The organism is Arthrobacter sp. SO5 (genome assembly GCF_020532805.1).
GTDB lineage: Bacteria > Actinomycetota > Actinomycetes > Actinomycetales > Micrococcaceae > Arthrobacter.
This window is the reverse complement of the sequence record NZ_MQTQ01000030.1, coordinates 44,914-58,891: the sequence shown is the minus strand read 5'-3', so window position 1 is coordinate 58,891 and position 13,978 is coordinate 44,914. Positions and strand designations below refer to the sequence as shown.

14 protein-coding genes are annotated in these 13,978 nt (G+C 67.0%); 5 read left to right on the top strand and 9 right to left on the bottom strand.

Annotated features, from left to right (window positions below; genetic code table 11):
- The coding region (locus BJG92_RS05445) for a glycoside hydrolase family 15 protein (protein ID WP_232083009.1) at positions 1-885 on the bottom strand (885 nt) is incomplete at its 3' end.
- A 190-nt stretch (positions 886-1,075) separates the two neighbouring features.
- Here BJG92_RS05445 and BJG92_RS05440 point away from each other — a divergent pair.
- On the top strand, positions 1,076-2,146 hold the full coding sequence (locus tag BJG92_RS05440) for an App1 family protein (RefSeq protein ID WP_232083008.1): 1,071 nt from the start codon (positions 1,076-1,078) through the stop codon (positions 2,144-2,146).
- A 10-nt stretch (positions 2,147-2,156) separates the two neighbouring features.
- Here the strand turns inward: BJG92_RS05440 and BJG92_RS05435 are convergent, their stop codons facing one another.
- The 3 genes from BJG92_RS05435 to BJG92_RS05425 all read right to left on the bottom strand — a co-directional run bounded on the left by BJG92_RS05435 (position 2,157) and on the right by BJG92_RS05425 (position 4,874).
- Positions 2,157-3,656 (bottom strand): glycoside hydrolase family 1 protein, encoded by a 1,500-nt coding sequence (locus BJG92_RS05435; RefSeq protein ID WP_232083007.1) that lies wholly within the window; start codon positions 3,654-3,656, stop codon positions 2,157-2,159.
- A gap of 95 nt (positions 3,657-3,751) precedes the next feature.
- Entirely contained in the window at positions 3,752-4,060 is a 309-nt protein-coding gene (locus BJG92_RS05430) for an MmcQ/YjbR family DNA-binding protein (protein WP_232083006.1), read from the bottom strand.
- Between the two features lie 31 nt (positions 4,061-4,091).
- Positions 4,092-4,874 carry a phosphatase PAP2 family protein gene (locus BJG92_RS05425; RefSeq protein ID WP_232083005.1) on the bottom strand — a complete coding sequence of 261 codons (783 nt, stop codon included), beginning with the start codon at positions 4,872-4,874 and terminating at the stop codon, positions 4,092-4,094.
- A gap of 120 nt (positions 4,875-4,994) precedes the next feature.
- Here BJG92_RS05425 and BJG92_RS05420 point away from each other — a divergent pair, with 120 nt between their 5' ends.
- Together BJG92_RS05420 and BJG92_RS05415 are read left to right on the top strand one after the other, a co-directional pair.
- Positions 4,995-6,119 carry a DNA alkylation repair protein gene (locus BJG92_RS05420; RefSeq protein ID WP_232083004.1) on the top strand — a complete coding sequence of 375 codons (1,125 nt, stop codon included), beginning with the start codon at positions 4,995-4,997 and terminating at the stop codon, positions 6,117-6,119.
- Between the two features lie 64 nt (positions 6,120-6,183).
- Positions 6,184-6,393 carry a hypothetical protein gene (locus BJG92_RS05415; RefSeq protein ID WP_232083003.1) on the top strand — a complete coding sequence of 70 codons (210 nt, stop codon included), beginning with the start codon at positions 6,184-6,186 and terminating at the stop codon, positions 6,391-6,393.
- 155 nt (positions 6,394-6,548) lie between these two features.
- Here BJG92_RS05415 and BJG92_RS05410 read toward each other — a convergent pair whose 3' ends face one another.
- The 5 genes from BJG92_RS05410 to BJG92_RS05390 all read right to left on the bottom strand — a co-directional run bounded on the left by BJG92_RS05410 (position 6,549) and on the right by BJG92_RS05390 (position 12,509).
- Complete coding sequence (locus tag BJG92_RS05410) at positions 6,549-7,121, bottom strand: TetR/AcrR family transcriptional regulator (RefSeq protein WP_232083002.1); 573 nt, start codon at positions 7,119-7,121, stop codon at positions 6,549-6,551.
- Between the two features lie 38 nt (positions 7,122-7,159).
- A complete protein-coding gene (locus BJG92_RS05405; RefSeq protein ID WP_232083001.1) occupies positions 7,160-9,292 on the bottom strand; it encodes a YhgE/Pip domain-containing protein in 2,133 nt (710 codons plus the stop codon).
- A complete protein-coding gene (locus BJG92_RS05400; RefSeq protein WP_232083000.1) occupies positions 9,293-9,970 on the bottom strand; it encodes an ATP-binding cassette domain-containing protein in 678 nt (225 codons plus the stop codon). It abuts the gene before it with no gap.
- Between the two features lie 594 nt (positions 9,971-10,564).
- Positions 10,565-11,596, bottom strand: a complete 1,032-nt coding sequence (locus tag BJG92_RS05395; RefSeq protein ID WP_232082999.1) for an aldo/keto reductase — start codon at positions 11,594-11,596, stop codon at positions 10,565-10,567.
- A 40-nt stretch (positions 11,597-11,636) separates the two neighbouring features.
- Positions 11,637-12,509, bottom strand: a complete 873-nt coding sequence (locus tag BJG92_RS05390; protein WP_232082998.1) for an NAD(P)-dependent oxidoreductase — start codon at positions 12,507-12,509, stop codon at positions 11,637-11,639.
- A 146-nt stretch (positions 12,510-12,655) separates the two neighbouring features.
- On the opposite strand from BJG92_RS05390, the gene BJG92_RS05385 reads away from it, so the two are divergent.
- Positions 12,656-13,120 (top strand): universal stress protein, encoded by a 465-nt coding sequence (locus BJG92_RS05385; RefSeq protein WP_232082997.1) that lies wholly within the window; start codon positions 12,656-12,658, stop codon positions 13,118-13,120.
- Positions 13,117-13,974, top strand: a complete 858-nt coding sequence (locus tag BJG92_RS05380; protein WP_232082996.1) for a hypothetical protein — start codon at positions 13,117-13,119, stop codon at positions 13,972-13,974. The genes BJG92_RS05385 and BJG92_RS05380 overlap by 4 nt, the downstream gene beginning before the upstream one ends.
- The last annotated feature ends 4 nt before the right edge of the window (positions 13,975-13,978 follow it).

The window sequence follows — 13,978 nt, the reverse complement described above, 5'->3', positions numbered from 1 at the left end:
GTCCCCGGCGACGGCCCGCAGCAGCCAGTCCCGCCACGCTCCGGCCTCCTCCGTGTACCCCACGGCGAGCAGCGCTTGCAGGGTCAGCGTTGCGTCGCGAAGCCAGCAATACCGGTAGTCCCAATTACGGGAACCGCCTAGTTCTTCCGGCAGGGAAGTGGTTGCCGCCGCCACAATCCCGCCGGTGGGCGCAAACGTCAAGGCCTTGAGCGTAATCAGCGAGCGCCGGACGGCGTCACGGTAGGGTCCGGTGATCTTGCACTTCGAGGACCAGCCCCGCCAGAAGGCCTCGGTGCTGGACAGCACTTCTTCGGGATCCACAGAACGGGGGCGGCCCAGATGGCTGGGGGTCCAGGTCAAGACGAAGGGCACCCGTTCCCCGGCCTTCACGGTGAACTCGCTGATGGTGTGCAGACGCTCGCCGCGCAGCGGCGCCTCCGTGACGAGGTAGGCCGCGTCGGGTCCGGCGACCGCATGGATCCCGTGCTCGTCGTGGCGGACCCAGGGAACGATGTGGCCGTAGTCGAAGCGCAGCGTCAGCTCGCCACGCATCCTGACGGTGCCGCTTAGCCCCACGACGATCCGCACGATATCGGCCACAAGGTCGCGTGGCGTCATGAAGTCGATGACCTTGACCTTGCCGGTGGACGTCTCCCATTCCGTTTCCAGGATGAGCGTGCCCTTGCGGTAATGCCGCCGGGTACTTACGCCCCCTCCTGCCGGCGCCAGCAGCCAGCGTCCGGCGGCCGGAGTGTCCAGCAGTGCGTTGAAGCAGGCCGGCGAGTCGAAGCGGGGCAGGCACAGCCAGTCGATGGAACCTTCGGTACTGATCAGCGCGGCGGTGTGCAGGTCACCGACCATTGCATAATCCTCGATGCGGGCCATGGGACCTACAGTGCCACACCAGTTTGTCGGGGACTAGCGGTCCAGGGGACGCCGGAGCGGCACACCGGGCTGCCGCCGCTGCCGGTGACCGCACAGCAGCGGGGGAAGGCCTGGGACCACGCCGGGGCACGGCTACCGCGCGCCCTGGCTACGGTCCGGAGGCGGGTCACCCCTGTGGCAGAGTGGAGGCATGGAACTGGCGTCGCAGCAACCTCCCCGTCAGCAGCCGGTCTCCGGCAACCGTGCCTTCCGGGTGGCCCACTGGGTCGCGGACACGGTCAACCGGCTCCGCCTGAAGGCCGCCAGGCGCCGGAACTTCGTGCCGCAGACCATCGCCTACCAGGGCTACGGATCCACCGAATGGGTGCGCGTGCTGGGCCGGGTCCTGCTCACCACGCGGCAGGTTCCCGGGAGCCGGGCCGATCACGCAGCGCAGAACGGCACCCAAAATATCCGCGGTTGGCGGGCTTTCACCTCAGTGCCGATCCAATACACCGACGTGGAGATCGAGATCGGCGGCGTCACCACCCTTGTCCGGGCCGACCGAGGCGGAATAGTGGACACCGTGGTGCCCGTGGCCCTCAGTCCCGGCTGGCACACCGCCGTTCTGCGGGCCGAAGATACGGAGCCTGCGAAGGCTGCCATCTTCGTGATCTCCCCGGAGACCAGGCTCGGCATTGTCTCCGATATCGACGACACTGTGATGGTCACGGCCGTTCCCCGTCCCTTCCTGGCGCTGTGGAACACCTTCGTGTTGAACGAGCGGGCGAGGATGGCGACGCCCGGCATGGCGGTGCTGATGGACCGGCTGATGACGAAATACCCTGAGGCTCCCGTGGTCTATTTGTCCACCGGGCCGTGGAACGCGGCGCCCACCCTCGCCCGCTTCCTGAGCCGCAATATGTACCCTTCCGGAGCCCTGTTGCTCACCGACTGGGGGCTGACGCAGGACCGCTGGTTCCGCAGCGGCCAGGAGCACAAGCGCCGGAACCTTGAGCTGCTGGCGGAGGAGTTCCCGAACATGCGCTGGCTGCTTTTTGGCGACAACGGACAGCACGACGAGGAGATTTACTCCACGTTCGCGCAGCGTCACGGGGACGGTGTGGCCGCGATTGGGATCCGGCAACTCTCGGCCAGCGAAGCCGTGCTGGCCGGCGGGCACTCGGAATCCGGAGACCACGCCGACTCCGCTGTGCCGTGGATCTACTCCCCCGACGGCGCCGGCCTCGCCAAGGGACTCCAGGACCTCGCGCTCCTTTAGCGCACGAGTGCTAGCTGCCCGCGGGTGAGCTGCGGTCGGCGCCAGGAGCCTCGGGAACGGAGTCCCTGTCCCGGGCCGCGAGCAGCTCCTGGAGCCAGTAGAACGATGCCTTGGGCGTGCGCTCGAGGGTGTTGTGGTCCAGGTGCACCAGCCCGAACTTCTGCTTGTAGCCGCCGGACCACTCGAAGTTGTCTATGAGGGACCACACGTAGTATCCCCGCAGATCGATCGACTCGGCGGCACCCCCCGGAGACGTTGCTTCGATGGCAGTTCTGATGTGGTCCGCGAGGTACTGCACGCGCCTCTCGTCCGGGATGATCAGCCGGCCCGAGGCCGCGTCCCGGATCTCAACGTCCGCGAAGCTGGCTCCGCCCTCGGTGATAAAGACCGGTGGCAGGCCCGGATATCGCTCGGCCATTTCCCCCAGGGCCACGGCCATGTACTCCGGCTTGATCGGCCAGCCGTACGCCGTCGTTTGTGTGTCCGGGAACGCTGCGATGTGAAACGGCGCCCCCGGGGCGCTCCCGCTGAGGTCATCCCCCATCGCTTCGGCCATGCCCTCCGGAACGGCGCCCGTGCCGGGGCCGGACGCAACCCGAGTCGGCATGTAATAGTTCAGCCCGTAGAAGTCCAGCGGCTGCGAGATCAGCTTCATGTCCTCGCTGGACGGGTTGAAGTCCGAGGAAAGGACGGTGGCCGCCCGGATAACGTCCGGGTACTTTCCCAGCAGCACCGGGTCCGCGTAGAGCCGGTTCTGGAACGTGTCCATGAGGGACGCGCTGACCTTGTCCAGCGGATTCCGGGAGGCGGGCACCATGGGTGAATAGACGTTCGTGATGCCAATCCCGCCGGGCACGTTCGCCGCACGCAGCGCCTGCATCGCCAATCCGTGGCCCAGCAGTTGATTGTGAACTGACGGCAGGCCCTTGAGCATGAGCTGCTTGCCGGGCGCATGCAGGCCGAAGAGGTAGCCGTTGGTGGTGACCGTGGCAGGTTCGTTGACCGTGACCCAGCGGGCCACCCGGTCGCCGTAGGCGTCGGCGGCGATCGCGGCGAATTCCCCGAGCCTATAGGCCGTGTCCCGGTTCATCCAGCCACCCGCTTCATCGAGCGCCAAGGGGGTATCCCAGTGGTACAGGGTGGCCATTGGCGCGATGCCGTTGGCCAGCAGGAGATCGATCAGCCGGTCGTAGAAATCCAGTCCCGCGGGGTTGACCGGGCCGCTGCCGCCTGGCTGGATGCGCGACCAGGACAGCGAAAACCGGTAGGAATCGATCCCCAGCTCCTTCATCAGCGCCACGTCCTCGGGCATCCGGTGGTAGTGGTCGCTGGAGACGGCCGGGCTGTGCTCCTCGACGATCGAGCCAGGCTTCGCGGCGAAGACGTCCCACCCGGAGGGCCCTCGTCCGTCTTCATCCAGCGCCCCTTCGATCTGGAAGGCGGAGGTGGCAACGCCCAGGGTGAAGCGTGGCGGAACCATGGCGGCCAAGGCCTTGGCGGGAGTGTTCATCGGCGGCGTTCCCCTATGCAGTTACAGTCAGTTGAATGATTTTAGGCCCCCGCGTGGCCGCCACGCCACGGACTGGGCCGGCGTGGCGTGACCGTCTACCGGTGCGTGCCGCCGGCCAGTAGGTATGCCTCCGCCAGCAGTTCACCGAGTTCCTCGGTGTCGATGCGCTCCAGCCGCACAAGAACCAGCAGCGGGGAACGTTCGTGGTGCGGGGTCCAGAAGTAAGTTTCCGGGTCGGTTCCGGCCAGCGCTTCCCGTTCCCCGGACTTGACGGTGAGGACGCCATCGTCCCAGATTCGCGCCATCAGCGTGGCGGCAAACCAGGCGGGCCGGCCCCAGCTAGGACGTTCCGTCACGCCCGGAAGTGCCAGAGCAGCGAGTCGGACGTCATCTTCGGTAGCCATGAGTCACTGTGGCACCGGCGGCACCCTAAAGCTAGTCGGCTCCCGTGTGGGCCTTCGACAGCGTCCCGGTTACGCGCTCCCCCGGAATCCGGGCCGTCCGCCAGGTGTCGAGGGCGATCACGCCACCCAGCACCACGAAGGAGATCGACAGCGAGGCGGAGGCGTCGGTGGTCCAGTGATAACCGAGATAAAGCCGGCTGACTGCGGCGAAGAAGATCCCCACGCCTGCCACCGCGAATCCTGCTGCGGCGGCCCACGGATTTTTCCGGCGCGAGAAGACCAGGAACGTGGTCACGAGGAGGAAGTCGCAGGCGCCAAGAACATGCCCGGAGGGGAAGGAAAATGTGGAGTCGGCCCCGAAGAGCATGAGGTCCACGGGCGGGCGCTGGCGGCCCACGGAACGGCCGATGAGCTGCGCCAGGATGACGCCGGTCAGCATGGCCCCGGCGAGCAGCATCGGACGCCAGGCGTGCTTGGCCAGCAGCCCCCAGGCCACGGTGACCACGAGGACGATCACGGGTAGGGCGACGGGCCCGAAAACGATCGCAAGAATGATCATGACCGTCGTCAGCGGCTCGGAGCGCTGCGTCAGGAGCCAGGACCGGACGGGTTCGTCGACGGCGGTGAGGCCGCCGTGCTGGAGGACCCCGGCCAGGATGACGAGAAAAAGCACCGTGCCAAGGATCACGAGCCCGACGGCGGTCCGGTACAGGTTCCGCCGTGCATCCTGGCTCATGAAGCGCTCCTCCACCACGAACTTGTCGTGGAAGACCCGCCACCAGCCGGGCGATTTCCCGGTTTCTTGTTCAGCCATGTTCCCTGTTCCGTCTCTGTGCCGTGTTCTAACGTGCTCGGTGAAGATTACCGCGGTTCCGCCACTTTGGCTTCCTGTCCAGCACCCCCGGCGCAGGCCGGGCACCGGTAGCCTGAACAGATGGGCGCCATGAATGAACTGATCAACCCGGCCGTCGTCGGCTCGCTGGGCAGGAGCCTGGCCGCGGTGGCACCGGGCCGCGACTGGTTCCATCTGGCAGGGGCCGCCGGCCGGCTGGACGGGCTAAGCCTGCGGCAACGCACGGACCTCGTGAGCGAAGCCCTGCTGGCGGATCTTCCGCAGGACTACTCGACGGCGGCCGCCGTCTTCCGTCGGGCCCTGGACCAGCCGGAATTCACCGGCTGGATGATCTGGCCGGTCTCGGAAACCGCCGTTACGCTGGCGCTCGCGTCCCCTGCCTCGGTCGCCTTCGGGGACTGCCTGCTGCTTCTCACCGAGCTGACGCCACGGCTCACGGGTGAGTTCGCGATCCGGCGTCTCCTTGCCGCAGACCTGGACCGTGCGCTGGAGGCCATCCAGGGCTGGACGTCGCACTCCGACTGGCACGTCCGTCGGCTCGCGAGCGAGGGCACCCGGCCCTATCTGCCGTGGGCGATCCGGGTACCCGAAATCGCCGCCCGGCCCGCCGCCACCCTGCCGATCCTTGACGCCTTGTACCGGGACCCCGAAGAAGATGTGCGGCGCTCGGTGGCGAACCACCTCAACGACCTCTCCCGTCACGCCCCGGACCTGGTGGTGGCCACCGCGGCCGGCTGGCTGGCCGCACCGGACCCCACCACGCCCCGGGTAGTCCGGCACGGGCTGCGCACCCTGCTCAAAAAGGCTCACCCGGGCGCTTTGGCCCTGCTCGGGTTTGCGCCCGCCCGGCTTGCCGTCACACCTCCCCGGCTGGACCGCACCGACGTCGAGCTTCCCGGCGAACTGGGCTTTGAGTTTGAGATCACCAACAACGGCTCCGCGGAGGCGCGTCTCGCCGTCGATTATGCGGTGCACTTTGCCAAGGCAAACGGCAGCCTTGCCGAGAAGGTTTTCAAGCTCGCTACACCCGTCCTCAGCCCGGGCGAGACGCGGAAGTTCTCGAAGCGTCATGCCTTCCGCCAGATGACCACCAGGGTGCACCACGCAGGCCCTCATATGATCGAGCTGCAGGTAAACGGCGTTCGCTACGCCCCGACCGAATTCTTGGTCCATATGACGTCCCGCGGTGATTTGACCCGCCCATAAATGAGACGCTACTGTTCCTGAATCCATTGGGGCCGACTAGAAGTACTCCAAGAAAGACAGTGCGATGACCACCTTTACCGACTCCATTGAGATCCAGGTCGACAACCGGGACGTTCTGGACGAACGGCTCAACGACGCCGTGCGCGGACTCCAGCAGCTCGCCATGATCACCGGAACCCACGGAATCCTGATCACGCGCCACCGGCCCGGCCACTACACCGCGGCACTCTCGGACCAGGTGCCGTTCGGGATGACGCGGGAACTCATTCACTGAGCCGAATCGGCAAAGCTTGAATTCGACGCCGATGCCGGCGTTGTCCCCCGGGTGCAGGTGGCCGTCCACGAAGGTCATGGACTGCCGGTCTAGGAGATTTGCGCCGGTCCCACTCGATACTGCCGCACCGGTCGGGGCCCCGGCGACTAAGGGGATCAGGCGAGCAGGCCACCGGAGAGCGACTCCAGGATGGTGGCTGACACCTCGTCGCGGTGGCGCTCCGGCTCGAAGACGAGCCACTCCAGGCCCGCCATCAGCACAGCCCCGAAGACGCTCGACGCCATCAGGCTGCTCGTGCCGGCCGCCGAAGTAGCCGGCCGGGACTCGGCGATCGCCGCGGCGAAGACCGCGAGTGCGTCGTGCCGGAGAGCGAACAGGGTCTTCTGCCAGGCCCGGTCGGTCCGGAAGATCTCGGCCGCCATGAGCTTGGCCAGACCGGCATTGGCCTCGATGCGATCGAGCAGCACGATGATCAACGCCTCCAGGGCGGCACGGCCGTGCAGGCCGGTCCGCGCCGCCTGGAGGGCGTCGGCGAGCGCGCCGACCCCCTCCTGCAACAGAGCCTCGAAGAGCTTGTCCTTGGAGCTGAAGTTGTAATACAGGCTGCCTTTGGCCACACCGGCGCGCTCGGCGACGTCGTCCATCGTGGTTCCGGTGATACCCCGGGTGGCGGCCAGTTCAAGCGCGGCATCCAGAATGGCCCGTTTCGTTCCTGTCGCGCGGGGCATTGCCAGTCCTTTCGTCGGTGTTGCTACGGGCCCAAAGCCTAGATGGACAACTCGGGGTGCAGCCGGGTGATGGTCCACATCCGCTGACGGGACGCACTCCAGGCGCTGATGGCGATGGAGCCAACCAGGATGCCCACAAGCACGAGCACGGAAAGCCACAGTCTAGTGTCGATCCCGCCCGTGATGAGCTGCCGCAGTCCGGAGACCACGTATGAGGCGGGCATCCACGGGTGCATGACCTGGAAGAAGACCGGGGTCGTCTCCACCGGATAGGTGCCGCCTGAGGAGCTCAGCTGCAGCATCAGCAGCACCAGACTGACCACGCGGCCGGCCGCGGTGCCGAACAGGACGATGAACATCTGCTGCAGCGCCAGGAACGCCAGAGTCGTGAGGTAGATGAACGCCGACATACCCAGCCAGTGCGCCGGGGTGAGGCCGATGCCGTAAACGAGCACCAGAACCATGATCACGACCTGGCTGAGGCCGATCGCCATGGCAGGAAGGAAACCCGTCATGGTGGCACGCAGACCGGAGGCGGCGCTCGCCAGTGCCCGGGTGGGCAGAGCCCGAAGGATCAGCCACGTGATCAGCGCACCAACGAAGGTGGCCAGGGCGATGAAGAACGGAGCGAAGCCCTCACCGAAGCTGCTGGAGGCATTCTCCCAGGTCTGCTTGAGGTCGACCGGGTTAGAGATGACCGAGGCCTTGGCGGCGATCTGCGCGTCATTGTCGTCCGGTGCGGCTGCCGCACCGTCGTGGAGGGCATCGGCGAGAGTGCGGCTGCCGTCGGCGAGCTGCACAGTACCGTCCTGAAGGGTGGTACCGCCGTCGACGAGTTGGTTGCTGCCCTCCACGAGCGAGCCGGTCCCGGCGGACAGGGCCGAGCTGCCGTCTGCGAGGGTGTTCGCTCCGGTTGCGGCCGTGGCTGCTCCGCTGGCGAGTTGGCCCGCTCCGGCGGAGAGCGCGCTGGCTCCGGCGGCGACATCGGAGGCACCGGAGGCGACCTTGGCGGCACCGGGGGCACCGGCCGTGAGGGCATCCGAGAGCGTGGTGAGGCCGGCAGCGAATTGGCCGCTTGAGGCGGCATAGCTGGCAGTCTGGCCTGCCGCGCCCTGGGTCTTGGTGTCGAGCGTGAGCGCACCGTCGGAGAGCTTCGTCACGGAGGGCAGGAAGGCCGACGCCGGGGTTCCGGGCGGCGCAGCAGCCATGGCGGCCGCGAGGTCGCTCAGGCCCCCCGAGAGTGATGCCGTTCCCGCAGCGAGCTGTTCGGTGCCGGAGGAAATGCTGGCGGCCCCGGCAGCAAGTTGGTCAGACGAGCCCGCAAGGGTGGCTGCCCCTGCGGCGGCAGCGGCCATTCCATCTGACACCTGCTGGGTGCCTCCGGAGACCTGCTGAGCGCCATCCGCCAGTTGTACGGATGAGCTGGAGAGGGTGCTGGCGCCGTTGGAGAGCGTTCCGATTCCGGTGGCCAGTGTGGACGAACCGTCGGCCAACTTAGCCGCCCCGTCGTCGAGAGCCACTGCCCCACTGGACAGCTCGCCCAGCCCGTCGACGAGCGTGCCGGTGCCGGTCTTGGCTGTCGTGAGGCCGTCGGCAAGGGTACCCGCGCCCTCTGCGGCGCTGCGGATGCCGTCACCGGCTTCGTTCACGGCCACGAGCATTGCGTTGACGGTCTGGTCGCCGATGTTCAGGGCGACTGCTTCACGCAGCTGAACCATGGCCTGCTTGCCCATGGTGGAGGCCAGGAAGCTGTTGCTGTCGTTGTAGTCGACCTGCACTTCAGCCGGGGTGGGGGTGTCGGTGCCGGCAGAGATAGCATCCGTGGAGAAATCGGCGGGGATGGTGACGGAGAAGTAATAATCGCCGTTGTTGACCCCGGCTGCGGCGTCGGCCGCAGTGGTTTCGACCCAACCCAGATCGTTGCCGTCGATGAGCTTGTTGACCAGGTCATCGCCGGCGGTGACAGCTTTGCCGTCGCGCGAGGCGCCGGTGTCGGAGTTGACCAGGGCGACGGGGAGGTGGCTGAGCTCCTTGTCGGGTGCCCAGAACGCCCAGAGATAGAGGGCGCCGTAGATCAGGGGGATGAACATCAAAACGACAAGCGCGATCTTGGGCAGCGTGCCCTTACCGAAGCGGCGCAGCTCGGTGCCGGTTGAGAGGAAGGCGAACATCTAGCGGATCTCCTGGTTCATGTACTGGACAGACGGGTTGATACCCAGGTCCGCCCACATTTCAAAGTCGGGTGCGGTGGCCGAGGCCACCACGGGGGTGCCGGCGGCCACAATGGCGCCGAGCCGCTCCCAGAGCTGCCAGCGAGCGTCGGCAGAGTGCACCTGTTCCACCTGGTCGAAGAAAAGAATGCTGGGCTGGCTCATCATGGCCAGTGAGGCACGCAACAGCACCATTTCGACCTCGTCGAGATCCCAGATCATGGTGCTTGCGGCCGGAATCGGGATATCGCCGAAAATGGGGCCGCAGACGCGGTTGACCTCGGCATCGTCGACGGCGCGGATGAAGGCCCACCACGGTGCAAGCCAGGCGTGGCGCTCGCGGATGGCCGCGCCCACGCTGACCGACTCCTCGAGGGTGTCGATGCCGTGGAACCCAGAGACTCCGGTGCTGCGCTGAATGCGGCGGGCGTGCCGTGGCAGCTCCTCGCCCAGCACGGAAAGCGTGCCGGAACTGGGCTTCATCCGGCCGGCAAGGGTGAGCAGCAGGCTGGTGCGGCCGCTGCCCGCCGGACCGCAGATCACTGTCAGGCCATCGTCGGCTTTGAAACTCACCGGGCCGTAGACCACGCCTCTTTTGTGACTCACGGTCAGGTCATCCGCTACCAGTGTCGTCTGCACGTCATTCCTCTCTCGTCGGCACTTTTTGTACCGACTAGTCAGTATAGTTCGATCCTCTCGAAGACGCAACGGAGCGGGTTTTCGAATCCATGGCTGAGTATCCTTCCGGAAACTGACTAGTCAGTAGGCATCTGGCATAGACCGGCTCGACGGCCGCATCGGCAATCCGGGCATCCGGGCATCCGGCGACAGGCCGGGGACACGCCGGGACACGCCTGGGTCGCGCCCGGTGGCACGCTCCTGATCGTCGGGCACCTGCAGCATGTGGAACGTCCGGGCACAGGCATGATGGCGGCGCGGAGTAGGGCCACAACCACGTTGAAGAGCCTCCCGCCGAAGCGACGGTCACCCTGGCGGACATCACGGACCGACTCAACCCCGCGGGCTGGCGCATTGACACTGCAGAGGAGTCCCCCGAAGCATCATCGGTCCCGGCGGGCTCCCGGCTTTCGTGCACGACGTCGTCGTACTGGCCACCCGCCTCGTCTGAGCCGACCCCTGGTGTCGATCTTCGGCACAGGCACCACAACGCGGGGTCACTTCGCGCCCATCCGAGGCGGCCGGATAGGCGCGAAGTGACCCCGCGTTGCCGTCCTAGCGGCCGCCCTCGATCCTCCGGCTGCGCTGCTCCTGGGCCATCGGACCGTACGGATAGACCCCGACGCGCGGCCGGCTGACCTCGCTCAGGCGCAGCAGCTCCCCCGCGGTAAGCTCCAGATCCGCCGCCGCGAGGTTGTCGGCGAGTTGGACCGCGGTCCGGGCACCCAGGATCACGGAGGTCACGGCGGGCTGGTCCGCGAGCCAGGCCAGGGCCACCTGCGAGGCGCTGGCGCCGTGGCGCCCGGCGATATCCTCGACTGCCTTGACGACTTCCCAGGTGCGGGGGTCCGCGTTGCGGGCCTTCCACGCCTCCATGCCGCGGGCGGGGTTCTCGCCCAGGCGGGTGGCCCCGGTCGGCGGCTGGTCGCGCTTGTATTTGCCCGAGAGCCAGCCGCCGCCAAGCGGGGACCACGGCAGCAACCCGATGCCGGCGTCGAGCGAGGCCGGCACGATTTCGGACTCGATCTCGCGGACCAGGAGGTTGTACTGCGGCTGCAGCGTCACGGGCTCGCTCCAGCCGTGCGCCCGGGCAACATGGACGGCCTTGGTCAGCTGCCAGCCCAGGAAGTTGGAGAAGCCGTAGTAGGCGATTTTTCCGCTGCTGGCGGCGTCGTGCAGGAACCGCAGGGATTCCTCCAGCGGCGTGACCGGGTCCCAGGCGTGCAGCTGGTAGAGGTCGATCCGCTCCACGCCGAGCCGGCGCAGCGATTCGTCCAGGGCCCGGGCCAGGTGCCGGCGGGAGGTTCCGACGTCGTTCGGGGCCGTGCCCATCGGAAACCGGCCTTTGCTGGCGAGTACCACAGTGTCCCGCTCGGCAGGGCGCGCGGCCAGCCAGCGGCCGATGATCTCCTCGGAGACGCCGGAACTGTATACGTCGGCGGTGTCGATGAAGTTGCCGCCCGCTGCGGCGTAGCCATCCAGCATCGCGAAGGACTGTTCCTCGGTGGCTTCGGCGCCGAAGGTCATAGTGCCGAGCGCATAGTTGGAGACCACGGCGCCACTGTGGCCCAGGGTGCGGTATTGCATGGGACTCCTTGGTCTTCGGTGTGGGTTCTGGTAGTGGGGTTCAGTCCTCGGTCGGCGTGGTGCGGACCGGGTGATAGTTCCGCCAGCTGTGCTCCGGGGCGTAGCCGAGCAGCCGCTTTGCCTTGTCGATCGAGAGCATGGTTTCGTGCTCGCCGAGTTCCTTGACCACTTTGACGCCCGGATAGATCTCTGCGGCGAGGCTGGCGCTGCTGCGGCTCATCACGGTGTCCTCGTTGGCGATGATGAACGCCTCGAAACCGGGCTTGCCGTGTTCCAGGGCGCGGGCGACGGCCTGCGCGCCGTCCCGGCCGTCGATGTAGCCCCACAGGTTCCATTTGCGCAGCCGCGCGTCGGCGTCGAAGGAGGGGAACTCCTCGTAGTCATCCGGGTCCATCACGTTCGAGAACCGCAGAGCCGTGATGCTCAGCTCCGGATCCCAGCGGGTGAGCTGGACGGCCATCTGCTCCTCGAGGTGTTTGACCAGCGAGTAGGTACTTTCCGGCCGGGCCGGGTATTCCTCGTCCACGGGGATGTAGGGAGGGTCGACGTCGAAAGGCAGTCCGAGCACCGTCTCGCTGGAGGCGTACACGATCCGTTGAATCCCGGCGCGGCGGGCGGCCTGGAACACGTTGTAGGTGGCCAGCATGTTGTTCTCGAAGGTTGCGGCGTCCGGGGCGTGGCCGGGGGCCGGAATCGCGGCGAGGTGCACCACCGCGTCGAAGCCGCTGTGCCGGTCCTCCAGCCCGAGCAACACGTCCACCACCTGGCCGTAGTTGCGTAGGTCCACCTCGGTGAAGCCCTTTCCGCGCAAGCCTGCCCGGTCCAGGTTCGTCACCTCGTGGCCGTCCTCGCTTAGCCGGCGCACGACGCTCCGGCCCAGTTTTCCGCTTCCTCCGGTAACAGCAACTCTCATCGGTACTCCTTTGGGTGGTGGGATGTGGTTCCAACCCTAGAGGGACCAGGGGGCGGTGCACAGCCCCCGGTGTGGCGCACGCTATCCACGTGCCGCGTGACTTTTGGCCCTAGGCACTGCACAGCGGACCGGGCAGGCTGGGGACCATGAACGCTGATCAGCGGATAGTCGTGGGTGTGGACGGTTCAGAATTTTCGACGACGGCGCTCCGGCTTGCCGGCCGCATGGCAGCGAGCCTGGACGCCCCGCTGGAGGTGGTCACCTGTCTGGGCACGTCGGATTTCTTCCTGGCCTCCCACCTTCCCGACGAGCGGACGGCCACCACCACCGAACTGGAGGAGAGGGCCAAGGGACTTGTGGACCAGGCCCTTGAGCGGGCCTTTGGGGGCGCCCTGCCGGAGCGGCTGACCCGGAGCGTGAAGTTTGGTCAGCCGGCCAAGGTCCTAGTCAACGAGAGCCGTGACGCCCAGCTCCTGGTGGTGGGCAGACGCGGCCGGGGCGGCTTCCTTGCCCAGGTCATGGGCTCGGTGAGCGGGGCCTGCGCGGCCCATGCCCAGTGCCCTGTGCTGATTGTCGGTCCGGGCGCGGGAGAGCCCCGGACGGCAGAATGACGGGCGCCCGCTGGCCGGTACGGGGAGCCTGGCTCCTCACGGGCCTACTGACCCTGGCGGCGGCCGGCGCGGGGCTGTCGTTCCCCGAAATCTACGGGCGCGTCGTGCCGGCGGAACTGCTTCCGGGCGCCATATCGCAGGACCTCATGTCCGTGGTTGCCGGCGCAGCCCTGACTGTGCTGGCTTTTGCGGCCCGCCCCGGACGGCCCAAGCTGCAACTCGCGGCGCTGGGCATCCTCGGCTATCTGTTCTACGCCTACGGCATCTACTCAATCGAACGGGCCTACAACAGCTTCTATCTCGCGTATCTGGCAGTGTTTGCCTTGTCCTTCTGGGGCCTGGTCTACGGAACCCTGGCCTTCCGGGCAGAGCAGCCCGAGCGGGCCCGGCTTCCCAAGTGGGTCCGAATCCTGTCCGGGTCCGGCTCCCTCCTGCAGCCGCTGATCTTCTATCCGCTGTGGATCGCCATGCTGCTGCCGCTCATGCGGTCCCACGAGCAGATTGATTCGCTCTACTCGGTCTTCATCCTGGATTTGTGCTTCATCATGCCGGCGTTCCTGATCCTCGCCGTGTCAACCTTCCAGGGGCACTGGCCGGGGCTGGTGTTCACCCCGGCCTTGTTCCTGCTGGGCTTCACGCTCATCTTTTCGCTCGCTCTGGGAGAGCTGTTCAAGCCGTCCTTCAACCTTCCGGTGTCCCCCGTATCGCTCTGGTCCTCGCTCGGCCTGTCCACGCTCTTCCTGGTGCTGGGAGCCGTGCACCTGTGGAAGCTTGACCTTGGCGCGGCCAGACCCGCCGCCCCTGGCAATTTTCAGACGCGCCACGCGGGTGCCGTGGGCGGCCGGGACCGGTAGGGAC